The sequence below is a fragment of the Paenibacillus sp. JT22N7 genome, assembly GCF_059383875.1.
Map to the genome: position 1 here is coordinate 415,275 of NZ_JBXENY010000007.1, position 15,383 is coordinate 430,657.

Consider the following 15,383-nt stretch of genomic DNA (forward strand, 5'->3'; position numbering starts at 1 on the left):
GACACTGCCTTGCTTGGCAGTGTCTTTTCGCATTTTTCTACTTAAAATTAATCGTTGATTAGCTCTGCTTGCAGCAGCATTCGATAAATCAGCACGGTCGTCTCAGCGCGTGTCAATAATTTTTTCGGCTGCAGCTTATTGCCATAGCCCTTTACAAGACCTTCCTTAATAGCAATCTGTATCGCTTCGCGCGCCCACTCCCCAATTTGATTAACGTCAGCGTATTCGGATAAATCCACTGTTGTATTGTCATTTATTGCAAGCGAAGCCCCTTCTGCCAGTCTCAGCGCACGAACGATGATGACAATAGCTTCTTGCCTCGATACCTGCTCGTTTGGCCTGAACGTTCCGTCTTTAAACCCGTCCATAATACCATAGGCCTTTACAGAAGCTACAGCGCCACTATACCAGCTCGACTCATTTACGTCGTGGAAGTCCGTATGATTTCCTACGTTCGGCAAACCTAATGCTCTTGCAAGCAATCCGGCTATTTCAGCACGGGTAATGGGAGCTTCCGGATTAAAATGGCTTTCATCCTGGCCATTAACAATCATTCTGCTGTTCATGCTGGAAATTTCTGCAGCAGCCCAATGTCCTTGAATGTCCACTAAATCGGATTTTTTGAGTGCGAGTGCATAGGTACTGTTCGTAAACCCTTGAATAATGGCAGCCTGTCGTCCATTCAGCTCCATAAACACCGTTGGTGCTGGATGTACGCCAAGCGTCTCATCCCACACTACTGCTGTTGAGGCCATTCCGGAATCATTCTTTGGCAAATAAATGATCCTCTCCACATAGCGATTGAAGCTGGAAAGCTCTTTTGGCCCGCTTGGGGTGATCAGTTCAATTTTAAACTGAAGGGGATTTCCCACGAGCTGAAAGCCGCCTTTTTCTGCCTCATGCTGTAAGCTGGCTATCGTTTTACTTTTATCAATTCCTATCATAATGCGAATATCAGTTGCACTGCTCCAACCGTATTCCTTGCTTGTCAGCTCGGCCATAGGCAAACGATACTGTCCGTACTTCGTCATCAATGTAACGCTCGAAGCCTTTTGGGAGAGCATGACCGCTGCATCAGCCGTAAGCTGCAAGCTGACTTGGTCCGCCTCATTTTCGATGAAAATAGAGATCGTCTGCTCTGGCGAAGAGGACAATGAACCCGTCGCCTTACTGATGGTAACAGCATCCAATTTGGCATTGATACGCTTTGCCCCGTTTGCTTCCATCTGGAGCGAAGCCGCACCCGCTATTTCTTTATCATTAATTCGAATTACAATCGACTTATCCGCTGCAGAAGCAGTCGTACTGGAGGTGCCGCCTGAATTGGAATTAGCGGCTGCTGCGCGGTTTACGTTGAGCTTATAGTTTTTAATCGTGCCATCCTGCGCCTCGATCCGAACCTCAAACGTATTGTTACCCGTAGCAAGCGAATATTCATCGGTTGCCGTGCCACTCGTCACCTGTGTACCGTTTACGTAAACTTCGGAATAGGCATTTGACGTGGTCAGTGTCATGTTCAAACCAGCTGTCGACTGACTCACATTGACAGTATAATCCGTAATGGCCGGATCAAAATTGAAGCTCACCGCGCCTTCAGCTCCCGCTAATTCCCATTCCGACAAATCCGCATTGCTGCTTAAAGGAACGATATTTTGAATGTTAATCGTAGCAACAGCAGCATTTCCTGTGGTATCCAGGGCGTAGACAGAATATACTCCGTTCGTCTGTACGGTAAATGGATCCGTTATTTCCGTGCCATCCGTTTCAAAATAGGAGACATTGCGACTTCCTTCCGCCCATTTTATCGAAGCGATGTGGTTGAATTCCCCTATAGCTGCTGCCGACGTATGAACAGTCACCGTTCCAAAAGTTGCTGCAGTTGGGTCTGCTTGCAGTGCAATAGTTGGAGGCTGATCATAGACGAATGATACCTCTACAGTTTGGTCCAGCGTAACTCCGCTCTCCTCTTCTTCGGCAAAATAAGTAACGTCCTCTGAGGCTGTATTACTCACCGCAAAGACAGCAATTCCATTTGAATCGGTCACTACAGCAGGCTGAGCAATTATGGAGTGCCCGCCACTTGCTTGAAGCCGCACCGTTTGCCCCACTATCGGATGGTTATGATCATCCAGCAGCTTCACGGAAATCAAGGCGCTGTTGCTGCCGTCTGCCCGAACCACTGCCGCACTTGCGGTGACGGTTGATTGGGAGGGGCTTACCTCCCCGGCGATGAACTCGATTTCTTCGCTCATCCGTATCGTCTGCCCATCCACAGTTGCGCTCACAATCGCTTGACCTAACGTATTCGGAGCAGTCAGCGTTGCTGTATACGTGCCGTCACCGTTATCCGTCACTGCACTAACAGTACCCAGCGTCGTAGCAATCGTTACCGTCGCTCCACCGGATGTCAAACTGTTCTCCCGTGCGTCGCTCAGACTTACATGAATCGTTGTCTGGCTTGCTCCGTCAGCGGTTAGGGACCCATCTGACACTTGAATTCTGCTAGTTAATACGGATGGAGCTCCTGGAACAAACGATACGGTTGCCGTATCGGCAAGCGCCAGACCGCCAACTTTGGCGCTCACAATAGCGGTGCTTGCTGTTGATGACGCAGTCAGCAGCGCCGTATACGTTCCGTCACTATTATCCGTAACGACACCTACGGTACCCCGCGTCGAAGCAATCGTAATCACTGCCCCTCCGCTCGTCAAGGTATTGCCCTGCGCATCCTTCAGCTTAACGCTTATCGTCGTCTGGCTCACGCCATCTGCGGTCAAGGATGCATCCGCCGCCTCCACAGTGCTCGTTGCCGTTGAAGCGGCACCGACTACAAACTGCACGATCGCTGTTGACGCTATCAACTGGCCTCCAACAGTTGCACTGACGGTCGCGCTGTCTATTGTTGCTGAAGCTGTCAATGTCGCCGAATAAGTTCCGTCTCCGTTATCGGTTACGGGGCTTACCGTCCCCTTAGTAGCAGCAATCGTTACCGCTGCTCCTCCGCTCGTCAAGATATTGCCCTGCGCATCCTTCAGCTTCACGCTGATCGTCGTCTGGCTCGTGCCATCGGCGGTCAAGGACGCATCCGCCACCTCCACTGTGCTCGTCGCCGTTGAAGCAGCTCCGGCCACAAACTGCACGCTCACTGTTGACGTGATCGATTGACCGCCAACGGTTGCGCTGACGGTCGCGGTACCTACCGTTGTCGAAGCTGTCAGTGTCGCTGAATAAGTTCCGTCTCCGTTATCGGTTACGGAGCCCACGTTCCCCCGCGTCGAAGCAATCGTTACCACTGCTCCTCCGCTCGTCAAAGCATTGCCCTGCGCGTCTTTCAGCTTCACGCTTATCGTTGTCTGGCTCACACCATCGGCAGTCAAGGTCGCATCTGCTGACTCCACAGTGCTTGTCGCCGTTGAAGCAGCTCCAGCCACAAACTGCACGCTCGCTGTTGACGTGATCGATTGACCGCCAACGGTTGCGCTGATGGTCGCGCTACCTACTGTCACAGGAGCAGTTAAACTTGCCGTATAGGTCCCATTTCCGTTATCCGTTACAGCGCTTACCGTTCCCTTCGATGCAGCAATCGTTACTGCTGCTCCTCCACTCGTCAAGGCATTGCCATACACATCTTTCAGCTTCACACTTATAGTCGTCTGGCTCGTACCATTAGCCGTTAGCGTTGCAACACTCGTTTCAACCGTGCTTTGCGACGCAGACGGCGCACCTGCCACAAACTGCACACTCGCTGTTGATGGTATTGCTTGACCGCCTACGGTCGCGCTCACGGTCGCACTGCCCGTTGTTGTCGGCGCAGTCAAAGTCGCCGAATACGTCCCGTCCCCATTATCCGTTACGGCGCTTACGGTTCCCTTCGTCGCCGTAATCGCAACCGTCTCCCCTCCCGTTGTCATTGCCGTTCCTTGCGCATCTTTCAACTGCACGCTCACGGTTGTCTGGCTTGTGCCGTCGGCAGCAAGGCTCGCCTGACCGCTTGAAACGGTGCTCAAGGCCGGAGAGAGCGAATAGTCTGGGACCATGTATGTTTTAAAAGAAAAATCACGGCTGCTGGCAATAGAATAACCTCTTGTATAAGTATCAGTAGAGCTGTTATACCATCCAAAACCCGAGCCGCCTGCATATTCCGTAGTAACAACCATTCGATACATCGTTTCCTTTGTTAAATAAATCGATGTCCCGGAAAAATCAACTGCGTTCCAGTCTGACCCCGTTGCTGCTAATTGTGCAGATCCAAGCGGGGTTGACAGGTTGCCTTCCTTATAGATGCTAATGATAAGAGCCCCAGGAGAACCAAAGGAACCAGAAAGATTTAAATGAATGGCATCAAGGTATCCCGTTACCGCTGGGGTAAAGGTTTGATAGCGCGGGTTCACAGCATCTACCCATATATTCCCATACACAACTAAACTCTCCTGATCCAATACTGCAGTTCCCGCCGCCTCAGCTAAGCGTACAGATGGCAGCTCCAGTAAAAGTACAACTGCAAGAAATACAGCAATCCATCGTTTATTCCATTTCCATGCTTTCATCATAATCCCCCAATAAATAAATTCATTCTAACTGTTAAAAAAAGTAATTCCGCCAACTACTAAAGCCACCGCAAAAAAAACAACGCTATACCACTTCGTAAACCTCCAACTCGTACCATCGCCATCCCACCATATTTTCGCTAAAATTACGATTCCCAAAATGATGGTGCTGACAAAAGCAATGAGGGCATCCGTCATCGTCTGTTCACCCCAGCCTCTCTCCATGTTCTATGTATGTACCAAATTAATGTAAAAAGCGCTATAACCCTATACCTCTTAAGGAGTATTTTCACTAAAATCGCCCGTAAACGGCGCACGATTCATTATAATAGAAGGAATGAAAGAGTAATTTGACGCCAGAGGTGTTAGGTAATGACAGGAATGCAGCCTTTCGATGATACAACCGGCCAATTGGAGCCAAGTCTAGCTCCCGCCGCGATGCCACTTAGACAATTTATGGGGGAAGGGAGGGGGATGCCTCCTGAGACTTTTCTGCCTTTGGCGAAAGCGCTTGTGGCAAGCATAGGGGAGCTCCATCAGCAGCATATGATACATCTTGATTTGCGGCCGGAGAGAATAACGATTTTTCCTGATAAAAATAGTGCTGCCGTTAATGATCGCGGATTTGCCGTACAGCGCACCGCCGACCGCTATGTTCGCCCGGCCGGACATTTGATCTCCGAACCGTCACTGGCCTACTGCTCGCCGGAAAACACCGGGCGCATGCAGCGGGCGGTCGACGAGCGAAGCGATCTTTATTCTCTGGGCGTCATTTTTTACGAAATGCTGGCAAACCGCCTGCCCTTCGTCGCAGACAATTCGCTTGAATGGGTGTATATGCATTTGGTACAGAGCCCTCCGCCAATAACGGATCAGCAGCAGGCTTGGCCTGATGGGCTGGAAGCAATTATTATGAAGCTGCTTGAAAAAAATCCAGACAAACGCTATCCCAATGCCTCCCTCCTGCTCGCTGATTTGGACAAAGTTGGCCACTCCCAGCCTGCTTTTATACTGGAGCCCGGCTTTCACGGCAGGGAGTATGAGCTTTCAATACTCACTCAGGCTTTCTATTCCGCCTGCTTCGGTTCCACAGAATTAGTCTATATTTCGGGTGAAGCCGGTATTGGCAAAACCGCCCTCATCGATGAAGTATTTCGCAAACAGCTGCAGGCACAGGATTTTTTCTACATAACAGGGAAGTTTGAGCAGCTTGCGAATGAAAGCCCCTATCATCCGATTATTCAGGCGTTTCGCGGACTTATTCGCCACTTGCTTGGTGAGCACAAGGATAAGTCTGAACAATGGAAGCTTCGGCTGCGGGAGGCACTGGGGGCAGGTGCCGGCGTCATTACCGCCATAATCCCTGAGGCTGCCCTGCTGCTGGGCGATGTGCCTGTGGCGGAGGAGCTGCCTGCCCATGAATCGCATAAACGCTTCATATACGTTTTCCGCAAATTTGTGCAGGCTTTAGCTTCAAAAGAGCAGCCCATTGTGCTGTTTATAGATGATTTGCAATGGGCAAATTTATCGTCGCTGCAGCTTATTCATGCTCTAGTCTGCGATCCAGAATGCCAGTACCTGCTCTTTGTATGCGCGTATCGCCATCTGGAAACCGATCGCAGCAAGCTGCCCGGATATGAGCCGGATGGGAGTATCTCGGAGCAAGCGGTCGTTCGCCATCTTCATCTGGCGCCGCTCGATATTGAGCCGATTCAGCAGTTTGTCATGGAGGCGCTGAACAGCCCAGCCGAGACAACCTTGTCTTTAACGGAGCTGCTTTATCATAAATCTGGCGGCAATCCCTTTCACTTCAAGCAAATTTTGCTTCGCATGCAGGATGACGGCAGTTTAAGGTATAACTACGATAAACGCAGCTGGCAATGGGATTGGGAGCAAATAATCGAGCAGGAGCCAAGCTTTGCCATTCATGATCTGATGGCGTATAGATTGAACAGACTGTCTTCCACGGCGCAGAAGCTGCTCCAAATCGCATCCTGTGTAGGAAGCACCTTTTCGCCGCATGTCATTGCACAGGTCGCCCGACAGAATATCGAGGCGCTGTCCACGGAATGGCCCGCTATTGAGGCAGAAGGAATCATCCTTCCCGTTCAAAAGCAGCAATATCGTTTTGCCCACGACAGTATTCAGAAGCTGATTTACAGCCAATTGGACGATTCAGCGAAGCAGGACCTGCATGTCCAAATCGGCCGTTTTTTGAACAGGCAGCACGAGGCTGCATCGGAAGCTGGGATCGAGGAGCATGCGTTTGATGCCGTCAATCATTTGAACAGGGGCGCAAAGCTCTTCTTAGACCCGGATGAAAGGCTTCAGCTCGTGAGGCTTAATTTAGAGGCAGGAACACGGGCCAAAGCCTCCTCCGCCTATGATGTCGCCTTAGGCTATTTTCACAAAGGGGTCGTGCTGCTGAACGAAGACGATTGGGAGGCGTCCTTTGAGCTTTGTTTTGACCTCTATGCCCAAAAAGCGGAATGTGAATATATGTGCGGCCATTACGAGCAATCCGGCGCCGACATCGATCTGCTGCTTAGCTATGCGCGCAATCCGGCTGAACGAAGCAGCGTGTTTATGATACGAATTATGCAATATATCAATCAGGGCAAATATTTAGAAGGCACTGCTCTCGGCCTGCAAAGCTTGAGGGAGCATCACATTATCATTGATCCTAATCCTGGAAGCCAAATGCTTATGATTGAAGGCTTGCGAATTGAAATGCTGCTGCGCAACCGCTATGACAAGCTTGCCCAGCTGAAGGAAATGACTGATGCGGACCGGATCGCAGCGATGAATTTGATTTTTGCGATGGTGCCCTCTACCTTCTTTACGAATAAAAAAGTATATTTTCTGCTCATATGCCGGGCGATCCAGCTATCGCTTAAACATGGGAACACACCTGTTTCTGCTGCTGCCTATTCGGCTTACGGCATGATTTTGGGCATTTCAATGGGGAAATTCAACAAGGGCTATGCCATTGGCAAGGTAGGCGTGGAGCTTTCCGAGCGATACAATATCTCTTCCGTTAAAAGCAAAACCTATACGATCTACGGCGGAGTATTGTGCCAATTTGCCGGCAAGGCTGGGGAAGGCGATTTTTATGTATCCCAAGCGATGCGTCTAGGTATGGACTCTGGCGATTATGTGTTTGCCAGCTATGCGATCGGAGCCCATATCAATGCCCTGTACGCAAGAGCGCCGCTAAGCGAATTAAATCGGAGAATAGCCGACTATATGGTTGTACTGGATACGACGAAGGATGAATTCGTACGGCAAAATTTTTACCTTTATCAGCAGTTTTTTCTCGCGCTGCAAGGCCGAACGAATGCGCCGGACTCCTTCAGCGGACCTGGCTTTGATGAAGAGCAATTTTTAACGCAAATTCGCCGTGAGGAGACGGCAGCTACTACCTTATTTCAATTCAGCTCTTACAAAACGCAGCTTTGCTGCCTTCTGGGGCGCTATGACGATGCGATTCAATGGGCCAGCCAAGCGAAGACGCATGAAGCCTACGCCACGCATTTGCCCCATTTGCCGGAATGCCTGTTTTATGAATCGCTAGCTATCATGGCGGCCTATCCCGATCTGCGCAAACACCCGGCTATGAGAAATAGCCTGCTGCGCAATCTTGGCCATTTGCGAAAATGGGCCCTATGGAGTCCGGATTTTTATCAGGCAAGATCCCACATTCTTTATGCAGAATATGCTCGCGTCTGCAATAAGCGAAGCGAGGCAGAGGAGCTTTATGACAAAGCGCTGCGCCAGGCCAGAGAGGTGAGCGATATTCAAGCGATCAGCCTAGCAGCCGAACTCGCAGCGAACTACTATATGGCTCAAGCTAAGATCAAGACGGCTTTATTTTATTTGCAGACCGCACACGACGGGTATATGCAGTGGGAAGTGTACGTAAAATCTAAGCATTTGGAGGAGCAGCTGCTTAGCTTGCGGCGGCAAGAGCAGACACAAGCAGATTCCGCTTCTGCACGAATGTCCTTATACGCCCTGCCTGCCGATACGGATAGGAGCCAGAAGGAGCAGCCAGCTGCTCCAGCCTACTTCCACAGCAACGAAACGCTGGCAACGGAAAGCCTTGATCTCGCCGCCATATTGCAAACCACGCAAGCGATAGCGAACCCGCTCGATATGGACGCCGTGCTTGCGGAAATCATGAGAACGATATTGAGGCACGCTGGCGCAAGCAAGGGAGCCTTGCTAACAGGCAGCCATGATGTCCTTTCTGTTCAGGTTTATGCCGCCTCGGAGGAGCAGACTGTCCCGGCCCCTTTTGAGCTGAAGGACAGCTCCCTGCTGCCAGAAGGCATTATCCGCTATGTGCTTCGTACACAGGAGAAGGTTCATTATGCCGGAGCCGAAGAAAGCTGGCTTATCCATAACCCTTATATGGGAAAGCATCGGCCCCAGTCGGTTATATGCATCCCCGTTGCTGTTCACGGCACCATGCTCGGCGTGCTTTATCTTGAAAATAAGCTGGCAAGCGGCGTGTTCACAGCTGAACGCATACCGGTATTGCTCGCTATAGCCTCTTACGGTCTACTAATGTGTGTTCTGCAAAGCTTGCCGGAGCAACCCGAGCTTCAGGCCAGCAAGGAAACCGATGATATGCAGCCGCCTCCCAGCTTGATTGCAGAGCCGCTTACGGAGCGCGAGCTCGAGGTGCTTGCCCTGCTTGCCTCAGGCTTATCCAATAAAGAGATTGCCGAGCATCTCATTATCGCCCTAAGCACGGTAAAGGTGCATGTAAAAAATATTTTTGCTAAACTCAAGGTCAATCGGCGCACAAAAGCAGTCGCTCAGGCGAAGGAGATGAGGCTGCTCAGCTAATGCTGTCAGCCCTATCCTACTTTTCGCAAATGTAATCGGCTCACCAAATGGAGGTATTCATGAACATGATCCCTACACCCCCACATTCATTTGGATCAAGTGCATATGTCACCACTGGCGATGGACGCAAGCTGCATTATATGGTCAAAGGAAGCGGCAAGGTGACGGTCGTTTTTGAATCAGGAATGGGATTTTCCCGTTCGACCTGGGGCCTCGTTCAACCAATCGTTGCCAAGCATGCCCGCGCCGTCGTTTATGACCGTGCGGGCAGCGGACGCAGCGATGCCGATACGGCTCCCCGCACGCTTCATAGACTCGCCGATGACCTCGGCATTTTGCTCGAAGCGCTTGGTCCCGGCCCCTTTATTCTCGTGGGCCACAGCTGGGGCGGCCCGATCGTTCGTGCCGCAGCAGCGGCAAATCCTTCACGCATACGCGGTATTGTATTGGTCGACCAGTCCGACGAAAATTGCGCGATGTACTTCGGCAAAGCTGTGGCTAAACGGTTTGCGATGAGCCGAGTGCTTTTTCCGCTATTGGCACGGCTCCGTCTATATCGCCTGCTTGGCAGCCGCCCCGGCAGCGTGCAGCCTGCCGATGTAGCAGCAGATCATCGCAAGGAGGATTTTACGATTGCGGCTGCGAGCACGCTGGCGGCTGAACTAACGCCATTTCTGGACGATTTGGCCTCGCTTCGCACCACGCCTCCAGCGCTTGGAGATTTGGAGGTTTGCGTCATTTCGGGAACGAAGCCGATACGCTCGGAACAAAAAATAAGAACGGCTATTATAGCTGCCCATCGCGATACCGCAGCTTCCTTGCCGGGCGGCAGATTTGTCGAAGCTCCCCATTCCGGCCATCTCGTCATGTTTACCGATCCAGCTATTATCATTGAAGAAATTTTGAAGATGAATGTGTAAATGAATTTGAATGGATTCATGCAGAAAAAGCCCTGCACCAGTGGAACTTCTTCCACATGGGGCAGGGCTTTTCGTGCTGAAGCCACGCTATTTTTTCAACAGCAAATATGCAAAATACGGTACGCCGATCAACGATACCATAATGCCAGCCGGGATACCATCAGGATCGACAATGTTGCGGCCAATCGTATCCGAGAGCAGCAGCAGCAACCCGCCGAGCAGCACAGCGACCGGAATAAACAGCTGATTGCGCGGACCAACCATCGTCTTTGCAATATGCGGAGCCATTAGCCCCACGAAAGCGATGCCGCCCGTCACAGATACCGCAGCAGCAGCAGAGGCTACGGCAGTGACAATCAGCATGAGACGCTCACGTTCAAGATTCAAGCCGACACCCCGCGCCGACTCCTCGTTCAAGCTGAGCAGATTGAGCCGCTGAGCTTTATACAGAGTGAATGGAATAAGCAGGATGAGCCAAGGAAGCAGCGCCCAAATAAACGGCCAATCCGTTCCCCATATGTTTCCTGCCAGCCACTTGGATATAAAATCGACCTTGGAGCGTTCCGCTGCGGAAATGATGACGATCATAATACCCGACAGCGCCAGAGAAAAACCGACGCCGACCAGCACCAGACGTATCGGATCAAGACCGCGGCTTCTGCTGTACGAGAAAGCATAGATTAATGCAGCCGTGAGCAATGCCCCGATAAAGGCAACTACCGGCAAAACATAAACAAACGATCCTACGCTCACCGGAACATATAGAAAGAAAATCGCAATGCCTACGCCTGCCCCGGAATTAATGCCGATAATGCCCGGGTCCGCCAATTCGTTGCGGGTTACGCTCTGCAAAATCGAACCGGATAAAGCGAGCGCCATTCCTGAAAGCAAGGTAATAAAGATGCGAGGCAGCCGTACCGAAAACAGCACAAACTCCTCTTTAAACGTGCCTTGCCCAAGCAAAACGGGAAGCAGCCGGTCAAAGGACAGAGATGCATAGCCTAAGCCCATGCTCACCACCGCAACCACAGCGATTAACCCTAAGCCGACAAGCAAAATCAAACGTTGTTTACGAGCTAGTGTACGTGGAATCATGAGAAAGCTTTGCCTCCTTTACGCACGACAATGAGGAAAAAAGGCAAGCCCACCATCGCCACAATCGCGGCCATTGGCGTCTCATAAGGCGCATTAATGGTGCGGGCAAGCGTATCGGCAAGCAGCATAAAGGATGCGCCTGTAAATACCGAAATCGGCATGATATACCGATAGTCGGTTCCAACAACCAAGCGAACGATATGGGGAATCATTAAGCCTACGAAAGCAATGTTCCCAACCAGCGCAACCGCTGCCCCCGTAAGCATAATGATAAGAACAAACAAAATCGCTTTGATTTGTACAAGCTTTTGCCCGAGTCCCACCGCCACATCATCGCTTAGGCTCAAAATTGTCAGCTGGCTCGAGAGCATAAGCGCTACCAGTATGCCGATCAAAATAACCGGAGCGATCGCTTGAAGCTGTCCCCAAGTCGTGCCAATCAAGCCGCCAGCCGTCCACATGGACACATCCTTGGATATTTTGAAGGCTAGGCTGATACCGCTTGAAATGGCGTAGAGAAAAGCTGAAATCGCCGCGCCCGCCAGCACAATCCGCATGGGAGACAGGCTCCCCCGGCGCATAGAGCTAAGGATGAGCACTAAAGCGGCCCCCAAAGCAGCGCCTAAAAAGCAGGCGATCATCATGCCGAAGTAACCTAGCCCTGGCAAAAATATAAAGGTCAGCGCCAGCCCCATGTTCGCGCCCGAGGTTAAACCCAGCAAGCCCGGATCAGCAAGCGGATTGCGGGTTATTCCTTGCATGATCGCGCCAGATACAGCAAAAGCCGCTCCAACCAAAATAGCAGCCAGCTCGCGCGGCACCCGAATTTCACGCAGGACGAGAAGGTTGTCGCCCTTGGAATCGGATGTCAGAGCGAGCCATAAGTCCTGCAAATGAATTTCCTTTGCTCCTAATAGAAGCGAAAGAATGAAGCAAACGACCAGCAGCAGTGTGCTGCCGGCCAGCTTCCAGGAAAACGAAATTGCGCCTTGTTTCTTTTTCAATTCAATCTCATCTTTTCTTCAAATGGGATAGGATTATTGGCCGAGAAAGCTTTGTTTGAAAAACGCAAGCTGATACTCCAAGCTCAATGGATCGTTGAAATAAAACCCTTTCGCATCGACCTCGAAGACGTGGTTGTTGACGACGGCAGGGACGCTTTTGTAAATTTCGGTATTTTGGAACGAATTGTCTTCATCCGCATTTTTACTAAAAATGACGTAATCGCCCATATAGTCCTTCAGAACTTCGGTCGACACGGCGAAATAACCGTCTGTTTTCGTGCCTTCCTTCACTTTTTCCGGCATGCCAAGACCAAGATCGCCATAAAGCAGCTCGGTGCCGCGGCCAAAATTGTAGCCGTAAACGTAAAGCTGCTTATTGAACGTTTCGATAACCGAAACCGTCACATTGTCGCCGACCTTCGCTCTAATTTCTTCGCCCGCTTTTTTCGTTCTTGCGGAAAAATCATCGACCCAGGCTTGCGCTTCTTTTTCTTTATTCAGCAATTTGCCGATTTCGAGCTGCTGCGTCAAATAATCGACCTTGTTGTACGTAAAAGTAACCGTAGGCGCGATTTGCTTGAATTTATCAATATTTTTAATGTCGGAAAGCCCGATAATCAGATCTGGCTGCAGCTCGATGATTTTCTCAACACTTTCGTCGGAAACGGCCTCCACATCCTTTAACCTCTCTTCAAAATTCGGGTTCGCCTTGGACATTTCATCCGCACCGACTAAAGGCACACCTAGAGCCATGACGTTGCCCGTCAAAAATCTCGTCAGCACGACGACGCGCTGCGGATTTGTCGGCACCTCGACTGGACCATTTTCAGATTGATATGTAAACGTTGCAGATTCCGCCTCTGCCGAAGGTGCAGCTGACGCGCTAGTATTGCCCGTATTGCTGCTGTTTCCCGCATTGCCAGCAGCTCCGGCATTGCCTGCTTGATTTCCGCCGCAAGCGCTAAGTGCAACCGCCATAAGAAGTAGAAGCGGAATAAAAAGCTTTTTCATAAGATGACTCTCTCCCTTTTTTAAAATATCAGAATGTATATAATTTTTTCTATCCTTTCTCTATATTTTTCTCGGACTGAAACGCGCTGCACCGCCAAAGGACGGCGACAGCCGTTTCACCTTGTGATTATGAAAATCATTCGCATTTGCTTTCATCATTATAGTGGTCACCTATGCGCCAAGCCATGCCTTTTTGTTCGAAAAATAGCTTGGACTATTGGCTGCCCGTAAATAAAGCTACCGCACGTCCAAGCTGCAGCCGAATCGAAATCGGGTTGTATGGCACCCATTCGTCCTTATCCAGCACATGTACTTTCTTTTGCTTCACTGCGGGAAGGCTGAGCCAATACGGCGACTCAAATGTTTTCTGCGCATGGAGCGTTGAGCCCTTCTCATCTGGAAACGCAATGACGACGATCCGGTCCCCCGCATATTCCGCAAGCTCCGCTGCCTCAATCGGCACAGAATGAAATTGCTCCCCCAGCTTGTCCATCTCCTCCGCAATCCGGGCAGGCGGCCGCAGGCCTAGTGATTGATACAGCACATATCCTACATTTCGCGCCCCATATATGAGCAGCCTCTCCGGCTTAATGACTAGTATGGTGATTGTCTCGCGCGCGGCGGGACTTTGCTCGATGAGAGCACGCGCCTCCTGCTCCTCCTGCTCAAACGTATGCAGCCACTGTTCGGCCACACTTACTCGCTGCACCACTTGGGCAATGAGCCGCAAATGCTCCTTCCACCCCATGTCCATCCATGAAATTTCCACGACAGGCGCTATCGCCCGCAGCTGCTCGGGCCTCAGCCCATACTGCTGCAAATGCTGCTTCGCGGCAATAATGAGCTCCACCTTCGCATCCAGCAATACCGATTTGACCTGTTCAGGCGAGCTCTCGGCATGGATGAAGCGCATCGTTTGTGGAGGCGGCATATCTGCGGTGCTCACAAATTCGCTGCTTACCGTAATCGTAACGGCAGGCTCCAGTCCAAGCAGCATTAAATGGCTGGCGTAAGGAAGGAGCAGCACGGCTACATGCTGCAAGGAGTCTCGGCTATACCCTGAAGGAGCAGCGCCCGTCTGCTGTTTGAAGCGTCGGCTCAAATAAAACTCATCATGGTAGCCTACCTTAAGCGCAATTTCCCTAAGCGTGCCCGAACCGTTAATTAGCAGCTCCTTGGCACGGTGGACGCGCAGCCGTGACAAATATTCATTAGGGGAAAAGCCGTTAAGCTGCTTAAACAAGGTCGAATAATGCGACGGACTTACACCAGCCATTGCCGCCAGCTGCTCCCGTGTTATTTTTTCATTAAAATGGTTTTCCATATATGCGATGCTTCGCTCCATAGATGGTTTGTCGCTCGTTGCATATTGGGCGTCCATCCGCTCCAGCAAGTACAGCAGTATTTGGTGAAAAAGAATTTGATTTTGCATATGACGCACCTCATGCGCAGGCAGTCTATGGACATACAGCTCCTCCATCTGCGAGACAATGGCTGGAGCATGAGGAATAAACAAGCTATTCAGGCCACCAGCTACCTCGCTTTTCCGTACGATGGCACCCGCGGCTAAAGTACGCTGCTGCTCGATTGTGCCAATGACCAGCTTATAGGCATGCAGCGGCTGCACCGCGCTAGTCACTAAAGACACATGGGTTTGCGCTGGTAGGACGATAACACTGCCTTCCGTCAGCTCATACGTCTGATCGTTCATTGTAAGCGTGCCTTTGCCGCTGGCAATCGCTAGGAGTGAGGCTGCATTCTCGTTTATTTTATATATGGGCATATTTGAAGTGCTGTACAGCGAATGAATGCTGGCAGCCGCATATAGAGGAAAATGAGACTCCGCCCACTCAAACTCAACATGAATCATCCTTACAGCCCCCGATGTGATCTATTTATGGACCTTCTATTATACTAACCACTATTATCCCGATTATATAAAAAAATAGCTA

General features: G+C 50.7%; 7 protein-coding genes. 2 read left to right on the forward strand and 5 right to left on the reverse strand.

From position 1 onward, the window contains the following. Positions 1–47: 47 nt before the first annotated feature. The gene (locus AC50Y5_RS20740) at positions 48–4,550 is read right to left on the reverse strand and encodes an invasin domain 3-containing protein (protein ID WP_494863448.1); all 4,503 of its coding nucleotides are present in this window, start codon (positions 4,548–4,550) and stop codon (positions 48–50) included. A gap of 369 nt (positions 4,551–4,919) precedes the next feature. On the opposite strand from AC50Y5_RS20740, the gene AC50Y5_RS20745 reads away from it, so the two are divergent. After that, entirely contained in the window at positions 4,920–9,401 is a 4,482-nt protein-coding gene (locus tag AC50Y5_RS20745; protein ID WP_494863450.1) for an AAA family ATPase, read from the forward strand. 59 nt (positions 9,402–9,460) lie between these two features. Then, positions 9,461–10,321 (forward strand): alpha/beta fold hydrolase, encoded by an 861-nt coding sequence (locus tag AC50Y5_RS20750; RefSeq protein WP_494863452.1) that lies wholly within the window; start codon positions 9,461–9,463, stop codon positions 10,319–10,321. 87 nt (positions 10,322–10,408) lie between these two features. Here AC50Y5_RS20750 and AC50Y5_RS20755 read toward each other — a convergent pair whose 3' ends face one another. The 4 genes from AC50Y5_RS20755 to AC50Y5_RS20770 form a co-directional block, all read right to left on the reverse strand. Then, complete coding sequence (locus AC50Y5_RS20755; RefSeq protein WP_494863454.1) at positions 10,409–11,416, reverse strand: FecCD family ABC transporter permease; 1,008 nt, start codon at positions 11,414–11,416, stop codon at positions 10,409–10,411. Next, positions 11,413–12,420 carry a FecCD family ABC transporter permease gene (locus tag AC50Y5_RS20760; protein WP_056040923.1) on the reverse strand — a complete coding sequence of 336 codons (1,008 nt, stop codon included), beginning with the start codon at positions 12,418–12,420 and terminating at the stop codon, positions 11,413–11,415. The genes AC50Y5_RS20755 and AC50Y5_RS20760 overlap by 4 nt, the downstream gene beginning before the upstream one ends. A 33-nt stretch (positions 12,421–12,453) precedes the next feature. Next, positions 12,454–13,431 carry an iron-hydroxamate ABC transporter substrate-binding protein gene (locus AC50Y5_RS20765; RefSeq protein ID WP_494863456.1) on the reverse strand — a complete coding sequence of 326 codons (978 nt, stop codon included), beginning with the start codon at positions 13,429–13,431 and terminating at the stop codon, positions 12,454–12,456. Positions 13,432–13,645: 214 nt separating this feature from the next. Further along, a complete protein-coding gene (locus tag AC50Y5_RS20770) occupies positions 13,646–15,301 on the reverse strand; it encodes a helix-turn-helix domain-containing protein (RefSeq protein ID WP_494863458.1) in 1,656 nt (551 codons plus the stop codon). Positions 15,302–15,383 lie beyond the last annotated feature (82 nt).